Source organism: Streptomyces sp. NPDC007162, from assembly GCF_040634175.1.
Classification (GTDB): Bacteria; Actinomycetota; Actinomycetes; order Streptomycetales; family Streptomycetaceae; genus Streptomyces.
Genome location: NZ_JBEYFC010000004.1, coordinates 1 through 20,062, shown reverse-complemented (window position 1 = coordinate 20,062; position 20,062 = coordinate 1). Strand labels below are relative to the sequence as shown.

At 72.1% G+C, this 20,062-nt stretch carries 12 protein-coding genes and 1 tRNA gene; 11 read left to right on the top strand and 2 right to left on the bottom strand.

The genetic code is table 11. The features are described 5' to 3' along the window. Positions 1-119: 119 nt before the first annotated feature. From ABZ646_RS00970 to ABZ646_RS00935, 8 genes are all read left to right on the top strand, one after another. A complete protein-coding gene (locus ABZ646_RS00970; protein WP_360511592.1) occupies positions 120-749 on the top strand; it encodes a small secreted protein in 630 nt (209 codons plus the stop codon). Positions 750-1,019: 270 nt separating this feature from the next. Further along, complete coding sequence (locus tag ABZ646_RS00965) at positions 1,020-2,540, top strand: class I SAM-dependent methyltransferase (RefSeq protein ID WP_360511590.1); 1,521 nt, start codon at positions 1,020-1,022, stop codon at positions 2,538-2,540. A gap of 248 nt (positions 2,541-2,788) precedes the next feature. Beyond that, positions 2,789-2,986 carry a hypothetical protein gene (locus tag ABZ646_RS00960; protein WP_360511588.1) on the top strand — a complete coding sequence of 66 codons (198 nt, stop codon included), beginning with the start codon at positions 2,789-2,791 and terminating at the stop codon, positions 2,984-2,986. 254 nt (positions 2,987-3,240) lie between these two features. Then, complete coding sequence (gene topA, locus ABZ646_RS00955) at positions 3,241-6,093, top strand: type I DNA topoisomerase (RefSeq protein ID WP_360511586.1); 2,853 nt, start codon at positions 3,241-3,243, stop codon at positions 6,091-6,093. A 157-nt stretch (positions 6,094-6,250) separates the two neighbouring features. Beyond that, a complete protein-coding gene (gene tmk, locus ABZ646_RS00950) occupies positions 6,251-9,508 on the top strand; it encodes a dTMP kinase (RefSeq protein ID WP_360511584.1) in 3,258 nt (1,085 codons plus the stop codon). Positions 9,509-9,694: 186 nt separating this feature from the next. Continuing rightward, entirely contained in the window at positions 9,695-10,900 is a 1,206-nt protein-coding gene (locus tag ABZ646_RS00945; RefSeq protein WP_360511582.1) for a DNA polymerase III subunit delta', read from the top strand. 102 nt (positions 10,901-11,002) lie between these two features. Beyond that, positions 11,003-12,628 (top strand): alpha/beta hydrolase, encoded by a 1,626-nt coding sequence (locus tag ABZ646_RS00940; RefSeq protein WP_360511580.1) that lies wholly within the window; start codon positions 11,003-11,005, stop codon positions 12,626-12,628. A 108-nt stretch (positions 12,629-12,736) separates the two neighbouring features. Beyond that, positions 12,737-12,810, top strand: a tRNA-Thr gene (locus ABZ646_RS00935). A gap of 72 nt (positions 12,811-12,882) precedes the next feature. On the opposite strand, the gene ABZ646_RS00930 is transcribed toward ABZ646_RS00935, so the two are convergent. Continuing rightward, positions 12,883-13,965 (bottom strand): substrate-binding domain-containing protein, encoded by a 1,083-nt coding sequence (locus ABZ646_RS00930; protein ID WP_360511578.1) that lies wholly within the window; start codon positions 13,963-13,965, stop codon positions 12,883-12,885. Between the two features lie 17 nt (positions 13,966-13,982). Then, on the bottom strand, positions 13,983-16,523 hold the full coding sequence (locus ABZ646_RS00925; protein ID WP_360511576.1) for a SpoIIE family protein phosphatase: 2,541 nt from the start codon (positions 16,521-16,523) through the stop codon (positions 13,983-13,985). 288 nt (positions 16,524-16,811) lie between these two features. Between ABZ646_RS00925 and ABZ646_RS00920 the strand changes: the two genes are divergently transcribed. From ABZ646_RS00920 to ABZ646_RS00910, 3 genes are read left to right on the top strand one after another with little or no spacing between them, the layout of a single operon-like run. Further along, positions 16,812-17,897, top strand: a complete 1,086-nt coding sequence (locus ABZ646_RS00920; protein WP_360511574.1) for a substrate-binding domain-containing protein — start codon at positions 16,812-16,814, stop codon at positions 17,895-17,897. A 35-nt stretch (positions 17,898-17,932) separates the two neighbouring features. Next, a complete protein-coding gene (locus ABZ646_RS00915; protein WP_360511572.1) occupies positions 17,933-18,712 on the top strand; it encodes an ATP-binding cassette domain-containing protein in 780 nt (259 codons plus the stop codon). A gap of 14 nt (positions 18,713-18,726) precedes the next feature. Then, on the top strand, positions 18,727-19,989 hold the full coding sequence (locus ABZ646_RS00910) for a sugar ABC transporter permease (RefSeq protein ID WP_360511570.1): 1,263 nt from the start codon (positions 18,727-18,729) through the stop codon (positions 19,987-19,989). The last annotated feature ends 73 nt before the right edge of the window (positions 19,990-20,062 follow it).

Here is a 20,062-nt window from a genome sequence, read left to right as displayed (position 1 = left end):
GTGCGTGGTTTCGTCGTGAGCCTTCTCTCCCCTGAGTGAATCGCCATAAAAGCGGACTAAAAGGTGCCGATCGTGAGGGTGGCGGCCGTCCGCCGTGTAGATTCCGGGTGCCGAGAGCCATGGAAGGGACCGATCCGGTGAACAAGAAGCTCGCGGCCGCACTGTCCGGCGGTGCGGTACTGGTAGGTGCGCTGTCCGGGTGCAGCAGCGGTGACAAGGGCCCCGACCCGAAGCTGATCGCCTGGGCCAAGACCGTGTGCGACGCGGTGCCGGCGCAGGACGCGAAGATCAAGGCGGCCAACGAGGCGATCGCGCAGACGGCCTCGAACACCACGAGTTCGCCCGCGACCATCCAGAAGACCGACTCCCAGGCCTTCCAGGACATGTCCGACGGCTACAAGGCGCTCGCGGCGGCCATCAGCGGTGCGGGGGCGCCCCCCGGGGTCGACGACGGCGCCAAGCGTCAGCAGGACGTCGTCAAGAACCTCGACAGCCTCTCCGCGTCCTATGCCGACCTGAAGAAGAAGGTCGACGCGCTGAACACCAAGGACCAGGCGAAGTTCGCCTCCGGGCTGCACGACGTCGCCTCCCAGATGGCCGACCTGGAGACGCAGAACAAGAGCGGCACCCAGGCCCTGGAAGCCCTGGAGCAGGGCGACGTCAAGGACGCGATCGCCGAACAGGCCAGCTGCAAGAAGGTCACCACGACGTCGGGAGCCTCGGCGTCGGCCTCGTCGACGGCGAGCTGACGGGATCGGCGTCAATTCTGTCAGTCGTGGGCTGAGGGGGTTGGTGTCGGTTCTGTCGGTCGCGGGCTGAGAGATTCGGTGTCGGCCTCGTCGGTCGTGGGCCGACGGGTTCGCCGACGGTCTCGTCGGCCGCGGGTTGACGGGGCGTGGTGGTCCGGCCGGCGTGGGCCGGCGGGTGGGTGGCTGGTGCTGTCGGCCGTGGCGTGAGCGGGTTCGACGGTGGTGTGCTGGGCCCGCGTGCCAAGGGGCGCGCGGGCCACAATGGAGGGCGTGACTGACTCCGGCCTCGCCACTCTGCCCGCCTCCGACCGCCCCGACGTCGCCGCCCGGCTGCGCACCGCCCTGCTGGGCGCCTCCTTCACCGCCGACGGGCTCCTGGAACTGCTCGGCGCGCCCGCGTACGCGGCGCTGGCCCGCAGTGAGACGGTGCCCGCGCTCCGGGCGACCCGCGGCGACACGCCGCTGGAGACGCTCGTGCGGCTGTTCCTGCTCCAGCAACCCGTGCCGCACGCGCGCGTGGCCCGCTTCCTGCCCGTCGACGACCTCCTGGAGGCCGGCTGGCTGACCGCCGTCGGCGGTGACGAGGCCGCCGCCACCGTGGACGTCCGGCCGTACGGCGGACCCGACGGCGAGGACTGGTTCATCGTCTCCGACCTCGGCTGCGCGGTCGGCGGCGCCGGCGGCATCGGGCAGCGGAACGAAGAGGTCGTTCTCGGGGTCGGCGGCGCCTCCACCACACTCGCCGGCATCACCGTCCGTACGCCCGTCTCCGCCGCCCTCGACCTCGGTACGGGCTCCGGGATCCAGGCCCTGCACGCCGCCCAGCACGCCACGCGCGTGACGGCGACCGACCTCAACCCGCGCGCGCTGCACATCACGGCGCTCACCCTGGCGCTGTCCGGCGCGCCCGCGGCCGACCTGCGCGAGGGCTCGCTCTTCGAGCCGGTGAAGGACGGGGAGACGTACGACCTCATCGTCTCCAACCCGCCGTTCGTGATCTCGCCCGGAGCCCGGCTCACGTACCGGGACGGCGGGATGAGCGGGGACGATCTGTGCCGCTCGGTCGTTCAACAGGCCGGGGAGCGGCTGGCGGAGGGCGGGTTCGCGCAGTTTCTCGCCAACTGGCAGCACGTCGAGGGGGAGGACTGGCAGGACAGGGTCAGGTCGTGGGTGCCGCGCGGCTGCGACGCGTGGATCGTGCAGCGCGAGGTGCAGGACGTCAACCAGTACGCCGAGCTGTGGCTCAGGGATGCCGGCGACCATCGCGGCGACCCTGCGGAGTACCAGGCGCGGTACGACGCGTGGCTCGACGAGTTCGAGGCGCTCAAGGTGAAGGGGGTGGGGTTCGGCTGGATCACGCTGCGCAGGACGGGCGCCGCCGTGCCCTCCGTGACCGTCGAGGAGTGGCCGCATTCGATCGAACAGCCGCTCGGCGACACGATCCGGGCCCACTTCGAACGGCTCGACTACCTCCGTGACCACGACGACGCGGATCTCCTCGAAGGGCACTTCAAGCTCGCCGTCGAGGTGGTTCAGGAGCAGGTCGGGCTGCCCGGCGCCGAAGACCCGGAGCACGTGGTGCTGCGCCAGCACCGCGGGATGCGCCGCGCGACCAAGGTGGACACGGTGGGCGCCGGGTTCGCAGGGGTGTGCGACGGCACGCTGAGCGCGGGGCGGATTCTCGACGCCATCGCCCAGCTGGTCGGCGAGGACCCGGTGCTGCTGCGCGACCGCACCCCCGCACAGATCCGGCTGCTGGTGGAACAGGGGTTCCTGGAGCCGGCCGGCTGACGGAGGGCTCCGCGTACGGCCCGGCGCGCTCGGGGCCCGCCGGGGCGGTTCGGGACACGCCGGGAATGGAAAAGGGCCGGAAAAATGTGGCCCGCGCGTTCGCCGGGTAGCCAGTCGACCGCATGTTCGAGTGAGCTACGCCTCCTCGTTCACCTCGATTTCTTCCGCCCGCAGCCCCCTCGCCGTCCCCGCGTGCCAGTCTCCGCAGGCTGGACACGCACGGACGGCAGGGAAGGGGTGCACGGGCCATGGAGAGCGGACCGGCGATCTTCGCAGGGGTGGTGTTCGCCCTGTTCGGAGGCGCACTGCTGATGTGGACGGGCACCCGTGTCCGGCGCGGCGAACCCGTCGCCCAGGGGGTGGGCCAGGTCGCGTCGGCGGCCCTCGCGAGCCTCGTCGCGGTGGTCGCGCTGGGCCTCGGGGCGTACTGCCTGACCCGTCTGTGAGGGTGCCGCGGGAGTAAGGGGAGCGTCACGCTCCGGGTAGTGCCGGGAGCCCGGCGAGGACTCCGGGCGGCAGGAATGGCGGTAGTCGGGTTACCGTTCGAGTGGCCGTTGTGAGCTTTTCCCGTTTGACACGGGGGCGGGATGTACCGTCACACTCCGCAGCGTCACCAAGTGAGCGGACATCCGTGTCCGCGCCACGACCCCGGGAGCAAGGCCTGGGGAGGCCCCAGCGTCGACCGGAGAGAAGAGCGAAGTTGTCCCCGACCAGCGAGACCGCACAGGGCGGCCGCCGACTCGTCATCGTCGAGTCGCCCGCCAAGGCGAAGACGATCAAGGGCTACCTGGGCCCCGGATACGTCGTCGAAGCGAGCGTCGGGCACATCCGTGACCTTCCCAACGGCGCCGCGGAGGTGCCCGAGAAGTACACCGGCGAGGTCAGGCGCCTCGGCGTGGACGTCGAGCACGACTTCGAGCCGATCTATGTGGTCAACGCCGACAAGCGGGCCCAGGTCAAGAAGCTCAAGGACCTGCTCAAGGACTCCGACGAGCTCTACCTCGCCACCGATGAGGACCGCGAGGGCGAGGCGATCGCCTGGCACCTCCAGGAGGTCCTCAAGCCGAAGATCCCCGTCAAGCGGATGGTCTTCCACGAGATCACCAAGGACGCGATCCGGGCCGCCGTCGCCAACCCGCGCCAGCTCAACCAGAAGCTGGTCGACGCCCAGGAGACCCGCCGCATCCTCGACCGCCTCTACGGCTACGAGGTCTCGCCGGTCCTGTGGAAGAAGGTCATGCCGCGCCTGTCGGCGGGCCGCGTCCAGTCCGTGGCCACCCGGCTCGTGGTCGAGCGGGAACGCGAGCGCATCGCGTTCCGGTCCGCCGAGTACTGGGACCTGACGGGCACCTTCGCGACCGGCCGCGCGGGCGATCCGTCCGACCCGTCCTCGCTGGTCGCCCGCCTCCAGGCCGTCGACGGCAGGCGCGTCGCCCAGGGCCGCGACTTCGACTCGCTCGGGCAGCTCAAGAGCGCGAACACCCTCCACCTCGACGAGGCGAACGCCCGCGCCCTCGCCGCCGCGCTGGAGAACACCCGGTTCGCGGTCCGCTCGGTCGAGTCCAAGCCGTACCGCCGCTCGCCGTACGCCCCGTTCCGTACGACGACCCTCCAGCAGGAGGCCTCGCGCAAGCTCGGCTTCGGCGCGAAGGCCACCATGCAGGTGGCCCAGAAGCTGTACGAGAACGGCTACATCACCTACATGCGTACCGACTCCACGACGCTGAGCGACACCGCGATCGCGGCCGCCCGCGCCCAGGTCACGCAGTTGTACGGCGCCGACTACCTGCCCCCGGCCCCGCGGACGTACGCCACGAAGGTCAAGAACGCGCAGGAGGCGCACGAGGCGATCCGCCCCTCGGGTGATCGTTTCCGCACCCCGGCGGAGACCGGTCTGACCGGCGACCAGTTCAAGCTCTACGAGCTGATCTGGAAGCGGACCGTCGCCTCCCAGATGAAGGACGCGACCGGTAACTCCGTCACCGTGAAGATCGGCGGCACCGCCTCCGACGGCCGGGACGCCGAGTTCAGCGCCTCCGGCAAGACCATCACCTTCCACGGCTTCCTCAAGGCCTACGTCGAGGGCGCCGACGACCCGAACGCCGAGCTGGACGACCGCGAGCGCCGGCTGCCCCAGGTCAACGAGGGCGACGCGCTGTCCGCCGAAGAGATCACGGTCGACGGGCACGCCACCAAGCCCCCGGCCCGCTACACCGAGGCCTCGCTGGTCAAGGAGCTGGAAGAGCGCGAGATCGGCCGCCCGTCGACGTACGCGTCGATCATCGGCACCATCCTCGACCGCGGCTACGTCTTCAAGAAGGGCACGGCCCTCGTGCCGTCCTTCCTGTCCTTCGCGGTGGTCAACCTCCTGGAGAAGCACTTCGGCCGGCTGGTCGACTACGACTTCACCGCCCGCATGGAGGACGACCTCGACCGCATCGCCGCCGGCCAGGCCCAGGCCGTGCCGTGGCTCAAGCGCTTCTACTTCGGCGAGGGCGGCGAGGACACCGCCCCCGGCGGCGCGGCCGACGCCGGCAACGGCGACGGGGACCACCTCGGCGGCCTCAAGGAGCTGGTGACCGACCTGGGCGCGATCGACGCGCGCGAGGTGTCGTCGTTCCCGGTGGGCAACGGCATCGTGCTCCGGGTCGGCCGCTACGGCCCGTACATCGAGCGCGGCGAGAAGGACTCCGAGGGCCACCAGCGCGCGGACGTCCCGGAGGACCTGGCCCCCGACGAACTCTCCGTCGAGCTCGCGGAGGAACTGCTCGCCAAGCCGAGCGGCGACTTCGAGCTGGGCGCCGACCCGGCGACGGGCCACCAGATCATCGCCCGCGACGGCCGCTACGGCCCCTACGTCACGGAGGTGCTCCCCGAGGGCACCCCGAAGACCGGCAAGAACGCGGTCAAGCCGCGCACGGCGTCGCTCTTCAAGACCATGTCCCTCGACACGGTCACACTGGCGGACGCGCTGAAGCTGATGTCGCTGCCGCGCGTCGTCGGCGCCGACGCCGAGGGCCAGGAGATCACCGCGCAGAACGGGCGCTACGGGCCGTACCTGAAGAAGGGCACCGACTCGCGTTCGCTCACCTCCGAGGACCAGCTCTTCACGATCACCCTCGAAGAGGCGCTGCAGATCTACTCCCAGCCCAAGCAGCGCGGCCGGGCCGCCGCCAAGCCGCCGCTGAAGGAGCTGGGCACCGACCCCGTCAGCGAGAAGCCGGTCGTGGTGAAGGACGGCCGCTTCGGTCCGTACGTCACCGACGGGGAGACCAACGCGACCCTGCGCTCCGACGACAGCGTCGAGACGATCACTCCCGAGCGCGGCTTCGAACTGCTCGCCGAGAAGCGGGCGAAGGGGCCCGCCAAGAAGACGGCGAAGAAGGCGCCCGCGAAGAAGACCACAACCGCCAAGAAGGCCGCGCCCGCGAAGAAGACGGCCGCCAAGAAGACCGCGGCGAAGAAGACGACGACGGCCGCGGCCGCCAAGAAGACGACCGCCGCGGCGAAGAAGGCCACGGCCGCCTCCCGGACGGCGACCGCGGAGGACTGAGCCCGGCACCGAGTCGTTGTGAACCGTCGGCCCACAACGGTCACATCAGTCACATCGGCTTCGCATTGCGAACGCCCCGGCATCAACTTGGTGTCGGGGCGCGCGTACGTGCGGACGGCCGCCGCGGGCTGTCGGTGGCTGCCGATAGGCTGAAAGCATGACGCGAGCCGAGCAGCCAACGGCCCCCCAGACAGACCCGGACGACGCGCTGGTAGCGGATTCCCGCGAGCGCGCCGTCCGCTCGCTGCTGCGCCGACCCGAGCTGAGGCGGTTGTGGAGCGCCCAGCTGGTGAGCGGAGTGGGCGACAGCCTGGCACTGCTCGTGCTGGTCGTACTGACACTCCAGGCGGCCGTCGCCGAGGCCTCGTTCGGCGGCGGCTACCGGGGCGTGGCGTTCGCGGTGGCGATCGTCTTCGGGGTACGCATTCTCGCCACCCTCCTCTTCGGCGCGGTCCTGCTGGGCCCGCTCACCACCCTGACCGCCACCGACGGCCCGCTCGACCGCCGCTGGACCATGGTCGGCGCCGACGGACTGCGCGCCGTCCTGCTGATCATCGCGCCCCTGTGGATCGACTGGACACCGCGCAACGCCCCGGCCCTGCTCCTGGTGACCGCCTTCGTCACCGGGATCGCCGAGCGCTTCTGGACCGTCTGCCGGGAGAGCGCGGCCCCCGCGCTGCTGCCCGCCCCGCCCCTGGAGGGCGCGACGGTACGACCGCTGCCCGACCACCTGGACGCCCTGCGCCGGCTGTCACTGCGCACCACCTTCCTGGCGGTCCCGCTCGCCGCCGCCACGCTCGTCGCCGCCTCGCTGGTCAACAACCTCCTGGGCACGGGCATCGCCTGGTTCGCCCAGCACCAGGCGGCCCTCGGCTCGTACGTTGCGGCGGGTCTGTTCGCCGGGTCGCTCTCCGTGCTGGTGTACCTGGAGGTGCCCGGCACCCGCACCCCGCGCGCGCGGTCCCCGTTGGAGGGCCTGCGCCGCCCCAAGACCGGCACCGGCACCGACACCGGCCGCACCGGCGCCATCCCGCTGCTGGTGCTGGCCTGCGCGGCCGTCGCCGGGGCGATCTCCGCGGCCGTCGCCGTCTCCGTGCTGCACGCCAAGGACCTGGGCGGCGGCCCGGTCCTGTACGGCCTGCTGGTGCTCGCCCTGACCGGTGGCGTCGCCGTCGGCATCCGCACCGCGCCCCAGCTGCTGCCGACGCTCTCACGCCGCCGACTGCTCTCGCTGGCCATCGCCTTCACCGGCGTCGCGCTGCTGGCCGCGGGTCTGATCCCTGACGTCACCACCGTGGTGCTGGTCGTCGCGCTGGCCGGGATCGGCGCGGGCGTCGCCGCCAACACCGGGCACACCCTGCTCGACCAGGAGACCGAGGACTTCCGGCGGGCGCGCACGACCGAGCACCTGCACGCGGTGGTCCGGGTCGCCATAGCGCTCGGCGCGCTGATCGCGCCTGTGGTGGCCGCGCTGATCGGGCCGCACCGGCTGGAGAACGGCAAGTTCGTCTTCGCGCACGGCGGCGCCGCGTTCACCCTGATGCTGGTCGGCGCGCTGCTGCTGCCGGTGGCCGCGCTCGTGCTGGCCAAGGTCGACGACCGCGCGGGCGTACCGCTGCGTCACGACCTGCGGGACGCGCTGCTCGGCGGCGACGACCCGGCCGAGGCGCCCACCGCCAACGGTTTCTTCATCGCCCTGGAGGGCGGCGACGGCGCCGGCAAGTCCACCCAGGCCGAGGCCCTCGCCGAGTGGATCCGCGCCAAGGGCCACGAGGTCGTCCTCACCCGCGAGCCGGGGGCCACCCCGGTCGGCAAGCGGCTGCGCTCGATCCTGCTCGACGTGTCGTCGGCCGGTCTGTCGCACCGCGCGGAGGCGCTGCTGTACGCCGCCGACCGCGCGGAGCACGTCGACACCGTCGTCCGGCCCGCCCTGGAGCGCGGCGCGATCGTCATCTCCGACCGGTACATCGACTCGTCCGTCGCCTACCAGGGCGCGGGCCGCGATCTGTCCCCGACCGAGGTGGCCCGCATCAACCGCTGGGCGACCGACGGACTCGTACCGCACCTCACCGTGCTGCTGGACGTACCGCCGGAGACCGCCCGCGAGCGGTTCACCGAGGCGCCCGACCGGCTGGAGTCGGAGCCCGCCGAGTTCCACGCGCGCGTGCGGGCCGGTTTCCTCACCCTGGCCGCCTCCGATCCCGGCCGCTACCTGGTGGTCGACGCCGGCCAGGAGGCCGAGGCCGTCACCACCGTCGTCCGGGCCCGCCTGGACACGGTGCTGCCGATGTCGGAGGCCGAGATCAAGGCCGCCGAGGAGGCCCGCAAGAAGGCCGAGGAAGAAGCCCGGCGCAAGGCCGAGGAGGAGGCCGCCCGCAAGGCCGAGGAGGAGCGCCTGGAGCGCGAGCGCCAGGAGCAGCTCGCCAAGCTGCGCGCGGAGGAGGAGGAGCGCAAGCGCCGCGAGCTGGAGGAGGCGCAGCGCCGCGAGGCCGAACGGCAGGCTGAGGAGGCCCGGCTGCGGGCCGAGGAAGCGCGCAAGCGTGCCGAGGAGGAGCAGGCCAGGCTGCTCGCCGAGGAGAAGGCCCGCGCGGAGGCCGAGGCCCGCCGCAAGGCCGAGGAGGAGCGGCGTCGCAAGCAGGCCGAGGAGGAGGCCCGGCTGCGCGCCGAGGCCGAGGAGCGGCGCCTGGAGAAGCAGCGCAAGGCCGAGGAGGCCCTCGTCAAGGCCGAGCAGGCGCGGCGCGCCGCGGCGGAGGCGGCGGCAGCGGCGGACGTGGCCGCGCACCAGTCGGCGGCCCCGCAGCCGAAGGCGCCCGGCGTCACCCCGGAGGCGACGACCATGCCGACGCCGGTGGTGAAGCCGGAGGGCCGGGACGACGAGACGAAGGTGCTGCGTCCGGTACGGGACGAGCCGGCGCCGGCGGCCCGGCAGCCCGAGTCCGAGTCCGAGGTCACGGCGAAGCTGCCGCAGCCGCCGGTGCCGGGCGAGACGCCCCGGGGAGCCGCCGACGAGACGACGGTGCTGCCGCCGGTGCCGCCGGGCGCGGCTGACGAGACGGCGGTGCTGCCGCCGGTGCGGTCCGGCGCGGCCGACGAGACCGCCGTACTGCCTCCGGTGCGCGACGACGCGTCGGCGGCCGCGGACGGTCCGGCGGACCGGATGCCGCGCGGCTTCTTCCGGGACGAGCGGACGGCCGGGAACCCCGACGGTTCCGAGGACCGCACGCGCGAGCTGCCGCAGATCGACGCCGACACCGGTGCCGACGCTGGGGCCCGGCGACGGCGTCCCCGGCCCGACTGGGCGGAGGAGACCCCGCTGGACGACCTGCCGTCGCTGGCGGACGAACTGCTGGGCTCGTACGAGGAGCAGGGGCCCGACGACGAGCGGGGCCGCCGAGGCCGCGGGCGACGCGGCTGAAACGCGAGCGGGAGCGGGCGCGTGCCACGCGGTCGTGAGGTGAACGTGCGGGGGCGGTGCCGGCCGGTGCCGCCCCCGTTGTCAGTGGGCGCCCGCACAATGGAAGCCGGATCGGGACGCGGGTGCCGGACCGGGACGTACGTACCGGCCATGCCGGGAGTGAGTGGGGAAAGGGCGGCGTGACCCATGACCGTATGGGACGACATCGTCGGGCAGGAGCGGGTGAGCGAGGTGCTCACCGCCGCCGCCCGGGACGCCGACGCCCTCGTCACCGCCGCGGCGGCCGACCAGCCGCTGCCGGAGTCGTCGAAGATGACCCACGCCTGGCTGTTCACGGGCCCGCCCGGCGCCGGCCGCAACCAGACGGCGCGGGCCTTCGCCGCCGCCCTGCAGTGCGTCAGCCCCGACCGCGCCCTCGGCGGCGCCCCCGGCTGCGGGTTCTGCGACGGCTGCCACACCGCGCTGGTCGGCACCCACGCGGATGTCACGACCGTCGCCGCCATCGGCACCGAGATCCTGGTCAAGGACATGCGCGACACGGTCCGCAAGTCCTACACGTCCCCGGCGACCGGCCGCTGGCAGATCATCCTGGTCGAGGACGCCGAGCGGCTGAACGAGAAGTCGGCCAACGCCGTCCTCAAGGCCGTCGAGGAGCCCGCCCCCCGCACGGTCTGGCTGCTCTGCGCGCCCTCGCTGGAGGACGTGCTGCCCACGATCCGCTCCCGCTGCCGCCACCTGAACCTGAGCACGCCCTCGGTCGAGGCGGTCGCCGACATGCTCGTGCGGCGCGAGGGCATCGACCCGGCGACCGCGGCGAACGCGGCCCGCGCCACCCAGGGGCACGTCGACCGGGCCCGCCGCCTGGCCACCGATCCCGCGGCCCGTGAGCGCCGCGCGGCCGTGCTGAAGCTGCCGTTGCGGCTGGACGAGGTCGGCGCGTGCCTGAAGGCCGCCCAGGAGCTGGTGGACGCGGCGGCCGGGGACGCCAAGCAGCTCGCCGAGGAGATGGACGGCAAGGAGACCGAGGAGCTGAAGGCAGCGCTCGGCGCGGCCCAGGGCGGTCGGCTGCCGCGCGGCACGGCGGGCGTGCTGAAGGACCTGGAGGACATGCAGAAACGCCGCCGGACCAGGACCCAGCGCGACAGCCTCGACGTCGCCCTCACCGACCTGACCGGCTTCTACCGGGACGTCCTCGCCCTCCAGCTCGGCTCAAGGGTCGCGATCGCCAACGCGGACGCCGAGGACGCCCTGGAGCGGCTGGCCCGGACCGGCTCGCCCGAGGCGACGCTGCGCCGGATCGAGGCGATCGCCGCCTGCCGGGACGCCCTGGACCGCAATGTGGCGCCGCTGCTGGCGGTGGAGGCGATGACGATGGCACTGAGAGCGGGCTGAACGCCGTACGGGCTTCGTGCCCGTCGTTGACCAGGGTCACCCGTACGAGCCACGCGTGGCACGCACTGCACGGAGGTCATCCCTCAGCGTTACGCTCGATTGATGCACATCAGGCGAATGCCCCGCCAGGACCGAAACCGGCCCCGGACCCACCACACCCGGATCGTGGCGGCCGCCCTGCTCTCGGCCGCCGCCCTGCTCGCCTCCGGGTGCTCCTCCCCGGGGAGTGCGGCGACGGCGGCGGCGTCGTCGGCGGCGACATCGGCCGGGGCCGCAGAGCTGGCCGCGCTGCCCCCTGCGACGCCGTCCGCGCTGGCGCCGTACTACGGCCAGAAGCTCAGCTGGCGCGACTGCGGTGTCCCCGGCTTCCAGTGCGCCACGATGAAGGCCCCGCTGGACTACGCGAGGCCCGGCGCGGGTGACGTCCGGCTGGCGGTGGCCCGGAAGAAGGCGACCGGCAAGGCGAGGCCGCTCGGTTCGCTGCTGGTCAACCCGGGCGGGCCGGGCGGCTCGGCGGTCGACTACCTCCAGCAGTACGCCGGCATCGGCTACCCCGCCGAGGTCCGGGCCCGCTACGACATGGTCGCGGTCGACCCGCGGGGAGTCGCCCGCAGTGAGCCCGTCCAGTGTCTGAACGGCGGACAGATGGACGCGTTCACCGAGACCGACATGACACCCGACGACCAGAAGGAGACGAACCAGCTGGTCGGGGCATACAAGAAGTTCGCGGAGGCCTGCGGGACGCATTCGGCGCAGCTGCTGCGGCACGTCTCCACCGTCGACTCGGCACGCGACATGGACATCCTGCGGGCGGTGCTGGGCGACCAGAAGCTGAACTACGTGGGGGCGTCGTACGGCACCTTCCTCGGCGCCACGTACGCGGGGCTGTTCCCGGACCGGGTGGGCCGGATGGTGCTGGACGGTGCGATGGACCCCTCGCTGACCGCGCGTCGGCTGAACCTGGAGCAGACGGCGGGGTTCGAGACGGCGTTCCAGTCCTTCGCGAAGGACTGCGCGAAGCGCACCGACTGCCCGCTCGGCGCCAAGGGCAGTACGCCGGCGCAGATCGCCGACACCATGAAGACGTTCTTCCAGAAGCTCGACGCGCATCCGGTCCCGACCGGCGACGCGGACGGCCGCAAGCTCACCGAGTCCCTCGCCACGACCGGTGTGATCGCGGCGATGTACGACCAGGCGGAGTGGGAACAACTGCGTGACGCGCTGCACGCGGCCATGAACGAGAACGACGGCGCGGGCCTGCTCGCGCTCTCCGACAGCTACTACGAGCGGGACTCCGACGGCCACTACTCGAACCTGATGTCTGCCAACGCGGCGGTGAACTGCCTGGACCTGCCGCCCGCCTTCACCACCCCCGAACAGGTCGAGAAGGCGCTGCCCGAGTTCGAGAAGGCCTCCCCGGTGTTCGGGCCGAACCTGGCGTGGGCCTCGCTGAACTGCGCGTACTGGCCGGTGAAGGCGACGGGGGAGCCGCACCGGATCGAGGCGAAGGGCGCCGCGCCGATCGTCGTGGTCGGCACCACCCGGGACCCGGCGACCCCCTACCCCTGGGCCCGGTCCCTGGCCCGCCAGCTGACCTCGGCCCACCTCCTCACTTACGTCGGCGACGGCCACACCGCGTACGGCCGGGGCAGCGCCTGCATCGACTCGGCGATCGACACCTATCTCCTCAAGGGCACCCCGCCGATGAAGGGAAAGCGCTGCTCATAGCGGCCACGGCCGGCCCCGGAGGCGCCCCCTCCGGGGCGTGTACGGAGCAGCCTCGGAAACTGTGTAGACTTACCGACGTCGCTGATCGCACCATAGTGCGGGCGACGCGCCGCTTTAGCTCAGATGGCCAGAGCAACGCACTCGTAATGCGTAGGTCTCGGGTTCGAATCCCGAAAGCGGCTCCTTTGAAGACCAGGTCATGTATTCCGTGGCCTGGTCTTTTTCATTTCCTTGGATTAATGCCGCTCACACCGCTACGGAGTCAGCCCCGCCTTCGCGCAGGCGGCCCGCAGTTGCGGTGTGCAGATCTGGGCGATGGTGTACACGCCGTCCTTGACGAGGGTCTGCTTGATGTTGGCGGTGGTCACGGCGACCGGGTTGAGAAGCACGGACGGGATGTGGCGGGTGGTGGGGCTGTCCGTCGTCGTCGTGGCGATGGTGTGCAGCTTCTCGCCGCGGCCCAGGGCGACGGCCATGGCCGCGGCCGCTTCGGCTTCGGCGCGGAAGGACTTGTACACCGTCATGGACTGCTCGCCGTCGACGATGCGCTGGACCGCGTCGAGGTCGGCGTCCTGGCCGGTGACCGGGGGAAGGCGCCGGACGTGGGCGGTCCTGAGCGCGGAGATGACGCCGGCGGCCATGGCGTCGTTGGCGGCCAGGACGCCGTCGATCCGGCCCGGGCCCAGGGCCGAGATGGCGGCGGACATGTTGGCGTTCGCGTTGTCCGTGCTCCAGCCCGAGGTGTCGTAGGAACGGCCGATCCTCACCTTGCCCCGCAGGACGGACAGTGCGCCCCTCTTGTACGACGCGGCGTTGGTGCTGGTCGGGTCGCCGTTCATCATGACGATGGTCCTGTCCTCGGTCGGGGCGGCCATCGCCTTCAGGAGAACCTGGCCCTGCAGCGTGCCGACCTGCACGCCGTCGAAGCTGACGTAGCCCGAGATCGGGCCGTCGGCGAGCCTGTCGTAGGCGACGACGGGGACGCCCGCGTCGTGCGCCTCCTGGACGGTGGAGCGCAGCGCCCTGTTGTCGGCGGCGCCGAGGACGATGACCCTGGCCCCCTTGGTGATCATGGCGATCATCTGTTGCCGCTGGACCGTGGAGTCGTCGCCCGCGTTGGCATAGGTGACGTCGCAGCGCGGGCAGAGCTGTCTGACCCGTTGCTCGATCAGCGGCTTGTCGGAGTTCTCCCAGCGTGGCACCACCCGGCTCGGCAGCAGCAGGCCGACGGTGAAGCTGTCCGTGGTGGCTGTTCCGTCCCCGGTACAGGCGGCCGAAGGCATGGCCAGCACGCCTGCGACCAGCGCGCCGACGACGTACCGCGCGCGAGACGCCACGCGTTGCCTGCGACACGTCATGACCGGTCACCGTCCTCGGCGCCCGGGTCCGCGCCCACGGAAGCGGGTTCACGGCGCGGTACGGCTATCTCGCTGCACACCTGCTTGCCGCCGGCCATCGGCACGGTGCTGAAGGACTCCGACACCGCCTCGACGAGGAGCAGACCCCGGCCGCCGGTCGACTCCCAGTCCACGATCACGGGCCTGGCGGGCGCCCGGGGAGAGGAGTCGCTCACACAGACGCGCACCCGGCCACCGCGGAGCGTCAGTTCGAGACGGACCGGACCCTGGGTGTGCACCAGCGCGTTGGTGACGAGTTCCGACACCACCAGCAGCACCGGGTCGGTGGCTTCCTCGACCTTCCAGCGGCGCAGCGTGCGCGCGGTGAAGCGGCGGGCGTGCATGACGGCGTCGGGCAGCCGCCACACCGCCCAGCCCGAGCGGATCGGCCGGGTCTTCATGCCGTCGTAGCGCAGCAACAGCAGCGCCACGTCGTCCTCGCGACGACCGTGGTCGCCCAGCAGCTCGTCGGCCACCCGCCCGGGATCCGACGGATCGGTCGTGGCGAGGGTGGCGAGGGCGCGGCGCATGCCCTCGTCCAGGGACAGGTCGGCGGCCTCTACCAGCCCGTCGGTGACCAGGGCGAGCAGCATTCCGGGCGTCAGCGCCACCGCTGTCATCGGGAAGTCCGCGTCCATGGAAATGCCCAGCGGAAGGCCGCCCTCGACCTCGACCTCCTCGGTGCTGCCGTCGGGATGGCGCAGCAGCGGTGCGACGTGCCCGGCCCGGACGAACAGGACGTCGCCCTCGTCCATGTCCAGTTCGGCGTAGCAGCAGGTGGCGAACAGATCCGTCTCCATGCCGACGAGGAGGCGGTTGGCATGGGAGACGACCACGTCGGGCGGGTGGCCCTCCACCGCGTACGCCCTGACCGCGGTACGCATCTGTCCCATGATCGTCGCGGCTGCGGCGCTGTGGCCCTGCACGTCGCCGATGACCAGCGCCACCCGGTCCTCGGAGAGGGCGATCACGTCGTACCAGTCTCCGCCCACCTGCAGTCCCCGACGGGCGGGCAGGTAGCGGGCGACGGCGATCCCGCCGGGAAGCTCGGGCAGACGCCGCGGCAGGAGGCTGCGCTGCAGCATCGTCGCGAGTTCCTGTTCCGCGTCGTGGGCGTGGGCGCGGGTGAGGGCCTGGCCGGCCAGTGAGGCGGTGGCGGTGAGCAGTGAACGTTCCTCGGGGAGGAACCCGTGCGGCCGGTCCCAGCCGATCAGGCACACGCCGACGGCCCGGCCCTTGGCGGGCAGCGGCAGGACGGCAAGGCCTCCTGGGCCGATGCCGTCGAGTCCCGGTTCGAAGGCGGCGCCTGCCGGCCGCAGGTCCATACGTCCGTCTCGCAGAGCCGTCTGCAGGGTGGGCAGGGCATTGAGGGGTGCGTCGGGCCACTCCGAACGCCACTGGAGACGCCATGCCCGCGGCCAGGCGGCGGGCTGCGGCGGGTCGAGCAGGGTGACCTGGAGACGTTCGTCCTGCAGCTCGGCGAGTGCCACCCGGTCGGCGCCCAGGGGTTCGCGCAGGGCGGTGACGACCACCTGGCTGACGTCGCGCACGGTGGTGGCCTCGTCGAGTGCGGCGGTCAGCCACTGGATCCGGGAGACGTCGTCGGCCCCCCGGTGCAGGACCGAGGTCGCCGTCACCACACCCAGCACCCGCTCCGGCCTGCCGTCGGTACCCGCGGCCACCCGGCACCTCAGGCTCAGCCAGCGCATCTCACCGGTGGGATAGCGGACGCGGAAGTCCAGTTCGCGCCGGCCGAAGGTCCGGGTGGACGGCTCCAGCACCGCCATCAGGGCGGGCAGGTCTTCCGGCAGGGCGTGCGCGAGCAGGGAGTCCGCCTTGCCGTCGAAGTCGTCCGGCTGGATGCCGACCAGTTCGCGCAGCGTCTCGTCCGCGTCGATCACGCCGGTTTCCGGCACCAGGACGAAGGAGCCGACGCGCATGCGGCGCAGTGCGTACGTCAGGGGTGCCGACGGCGGCCCGCCCGCGGCCCCCGCCTCCAGTACACCGGCGACCGCGGTGGCGTAGCGCTCCAGGAAGCGCTGCTGCTCGGCTTCGAAACCGTTCTCGCCGGCGCTCACGACGACGAGGCAGCCGAGCCGTCCGTCCTCGGTGCCCAGGGGCAACGCACCGAGCGATGTCCGGTCCCGCGGCGGCGCGGGACAGCCCTCGGGACAGGAGGCGAGTGCCGCGGGGGTCAGCCACACGGGGTGGGAGGCGCGGTAGGCGCGGGCCGCGGGCGAGCCGCCGGACAGGGCCAGGCGCTCCGGCAGTCCGTACGCGGCGGGGGCGCATCCGGCCGTGTCCACCGACCGAAGGTCGTCGGATCCCGCCTCGGACACATAGAGCACGACCAGCGCCGCTCCGGCGAAGGCCAGGGCGCGGATGCCCACGGGGGTCCCCGGCGCCGGCGGTGTGCCGGTGGAGCCGGTGCCCGCGACGCCGGGCCCGGACGTACCCGGCTGCGAGAGCCCGGCCCGGGCGCTGCCGTGGTGAGGCATGTCCGCATCCACCTCCCGTCCGCGCCAGGGGTGTCGACCTGCTGCCACTGCGCACTCCCCCTCACCAGAATCGCATAGAGGGGCAAACAGGACAGATTGCCGTGGGGTCGGCCGCATGGCACCGCATTCGCAGTTCACTGTGGCCGGTGTCAGACTGGCGAGGCGGTGGTTTTGCCGCTTTCACCCGATAGGGGCGAGCGCGGGCCGAGACCTCGCCTCGCTCCACGGGCCACGCCGCTGCACCGCGGGCGCAGCCGCACGGCCTTGGGGAGGAGGGAGGCCTCGCGCATGCACGCCTGCGTCCGGGACACCGCCCTTGCCCTGGCCGCGGTCTCGACGGCCGTGACCCTCACCGCCTGCGGATCGGGTGCCGGGAACTCCGCCTCCGGGAGCACGCGGACGATCGGCCTGCTGCTGCCGGACTCCACCACCCCCCGCTGGGAGGCGCAGGACAGGCCCCTGCTGGAACAGAGGATCCGGCAGCTGTGCGGCGAGTGCAGGATCGAGCACGCCGACGCCAAGGGTGACGCGGCCATCCAGCAGGAACAGATGGACTCGTCGATCGCCCACGGGGTCGATGCCATCGTGCTGGCGGCCGTCGACGCCAGGGCCGTGGCCGCCTCGGTGGGAAGAGCGGCCGCCGCACACATCCCGGTCATCGCCTACGACCGCCTCGCCGAGGGCCCGATCGCGGGCTACATCTCCTTCGACGCCGAGGAGGTCGGCAGGCTGCAGGGCCAGGCGCTGCTGACGGCCATGGGTGCCCAGGCGCACGGCGGCCGGATCGTCATGATGAACGGCGACCCCGGCGACCCCAACGCGCTGTCGTTCAAGCAGGGCGCGCTGTCCGAACTCCGGGGGAAGGTGACGATCGCCAAGCAGTACGACACCCCGCAGTGGAGCACGGAGACGGCGGACCTGAACATGGCCGCAGCCATCTCCGACCTGGGCGCCGACAGCATCAACGGCGTCTACGCCGCCAACGACGGGCTCGCCGCCGGCAGTATCGCCGCCCTCAAGGCCGACAAGGTCAGCCCGTTGCCGCCGGTCACGGGGCAGGACGCCGAGCTCGCGGCCGTACGACGCATCGTCGGCGGCGACCAGTACATGACGGTCTACAAGCCCTTCGGGCCCGAGGCTGCCGCGGGCGGCGCCATGGCCGTGGCCGCCGCGCGGGGCCGGCCCCTCGACGAGGTGGCCACCGGGCGGGTGAAGACCCGCAGCGGCGCGGAAGTTCCGGCCGTGCTGCTCACCCCGGTGTCCGTGACCCTGGGCACCGTCAAGAACACCTTGGTGAAGGACGGCGTGTACACGCTCGGACAGATCTGCGCCCCGCCGCTCGCGCGCGACTGTCACAGGGCCGGACTCACCTGACAGGCGGGACCGGCCGCCCCGGGTCCCGGAAGGAGATGATTCTTTTGCTGCCCCCCTTGCTCGCCCTGCACGGCGTGTGCAGGCGCTTCGGAGTCGTCGAGGTCCTCCGGGACATCGAGCTGGAGATCCACGCCGGCGAGGTCCTCGCCCTGCTCGGCGACAACGGAGCCGGCAAGTCCACCTTGGTCAAGGTGATCTCCGGGGTCGCTCCCGCGGACAGGGGGAGCATCGAGTGGGAGGGCCGGCCCGTTCACATCAGGCGTCCACAGGAAGCCCGGGACCTCGGCATCGCCACCGTCTACCAGGACCTGGCGCTGTGCGGGAGCCTCGACGTCGTCGGCAACCTGTTCCTCGGACGGGAGATCCGCAGGTTCGGCTTCCTCGACGAGGTGGAGATGGAGCGCCGCACCACGCAGCTGCTGGAGCGCCTGACCCGGAGCGTCCCCGATCTGCGCGGTCCCCTGGTGTCACTGTCCAGCGGGCAGCGGCAGACCGTCGCCATCGCACGCTCGCTTCTCGGCGACCCGCGCGTCCTCCTTCTGGACGAACCGACCGCGGCGCTGGGGTTCGAGCAGACCACCGAGGTCCTCGACCTCGTCGACCGCCTCCGCGACCAAGGCCTGGGGATTCTGCTCATCAGCCACAACATGGGTGACGTGAAGGCCCTCGCGGACCGGGCCGCCGTGCTGCGGCTCGGCCGCAACAACGGCTTCTTCGACGTGAGCACCACCCCCCAGGAGCAGATCGTCTCCTCCATCACGGGCGCCACGGACAACGTGCCCCGCCGGCCGGCCCACCGAGAGACCGAGTGGTGAAAGGGATACGTGACATGCCGGACGAGACGCGGGCCGATCCCACGGCAGCCACCGCGAGAGCCCGTCAGCGCCATGCCGGGCGGGCCGTCAGCCGTGCCGTGGCGGGTTGGATCGCCGTCCGGCGGCGCAGGCTGAGCGCCGGTGAGCTGGGCTACCTGCCCGTCACCCTGGTCCTCGCCGCGGTCTGGATCATCTTCCAGAGCCTGGATTCCACCTTTCTCTCGCCCCGGAACCTGTCCAACCTCAGCGTGGACATCGTGGGCACGGGGTTCATCGCGGTCGGCATCGTCTTCGTGCTGCTGCTCGGTGAGCTCGACCTGTCGGTGGGCTCGGTCAGCGGGTTCGCCGCCGCGGTCTTCGCGGTGCTCAACGTCAGCAACGGCGTGCCGGAATGGCTCGCCCTGATCGCCGCCGTGCTCACGGGCACCGCCGCGGGAACCGTCCAGGGGTACTCCATCGCCAGGACCCGGGTGCCGGCCTTCGTGGTCACCCTCGCCGGGCTGCTGACGTGGAACGGCCTCATGCTCGCCATCCTCGGCACCAGCGGCACCATCAACCTCGACGAGGACGGGCTCATCGCTCACCTCACCGGCTACTACTTCACGAACGCCGGCGTCGGCTACGCGGTGGCGGCGCTCGCCACGGCTCTGGTCTTCCTCGCGTCCTACCTGGACAGGCGCCGCCGCAGGGCCGTCGGCATGCCGCACCGCCCGTTGCACACCATCGCGGTGCGCACAGGAGGGGTGGCGGTGATCGCGTTCGGCTCCGCCTATCTGCTGAACCAGTTCCAGGGCCTGCCGCTGGCTCTGCTGATCTTCCTGGTCACGGTGGCGGGACTCGACATCGTGCTCCGGCGCACGCACTACGGCCGGCAGGTCTACGCACTGGGGAGCAGTGTCGAGGCGTCCCGTCGCGCCAGCCTCAACGTGACCGCCGTACAGACGGCCGTGCTCGCGGTCTCCGGCACCCTGGCGGCGACCGGCGGTCTGTTCCTGGCCTCGCGCATCACGTCGGTGAGCCAGAACTCCGGTTCCGGTGTCCTGCTGCTCAACGCGATCGCCGCCGCCGTCATCGGCGGCACCAGCCTGTTCGGAGGACGCGGTACGACCTGGTCAGCGGTGCTCGGCATCCTGGTCATCCAGTCGATCGCCTCCGGTATGGCCCTCACCGACACGCCCACCGCCGTCCAGCTGGTGATCACGGGCGGGGTGCTCTTCGTCGCGGTGGTCCTCGACTCACTGTCCCGACACACGCAGCAGGCGCACGGGCGCGCCTGACACTTCCCCGGGCGGCGTGGGTGATGCCCGTGAGGCCCCGCCGGAGGCGGGAGTTGGTGGGCGGTTCGGCAGC